Source organism: Pedobacter sp. 01N416, assembly GCF_056399685.1.
In genome coordinates this window covers 1-372 of the sequence record NZ_JBFTRT010001144.1, presented here as the reverse complement: position 1 = coordinate 372, position 372 = coordinate 1, and the positions used below count along the sequence as shown (strand labels likewise).

Annotated in this window: 1 protein-coding gene; it reads left to right on the top strand. The window is 35.8% G+C overall.

All coding sequences use genetic code 11. The annotated features are described in order from the left end of the window. Nucleotides 1–339, top strand: a 339-nt coding sequence (locus tag AC1DND_RS29630) for a hypothetical protein (protein WP_477586642.1), incomplete at its 5' end; no start/stop codon positions are given. Nucleotides 340–372: the final 33 nt, after the last annotated feature.

Below are 372 nucleotides of genomic sequence, written 5' to 3'. Positions count from 1 at the left end.
GAATATGTCATTGTTGGCTTTATGCTCTATAAAATTATTTTCATTGACAGGAACTTCGACTTAACCTCAGTTCAACAGCTACAGCGGATGATCTTAACAGAGTATGAAGAACTAATGGAAGATATTTATAGGCTACTTGCAAAACTAAGAAGGAGCAATGCCACTACCATGGGCAATGATAAAGTAAAAGAGATCATTATTGATGCCTTAAAAGAATTCAAAAAGATGGGCTGGGTGGTGATGGAGGAAGATTTTTTCGATGTTATGCCGGCTTTCGCCCGCTTGAACAAAGTCTATGGCGATTACATCAACAATTTAGAGGATCTTCTTAAAAATTAATAAATGAAAAAATACCCTAGATTATACAGTCTC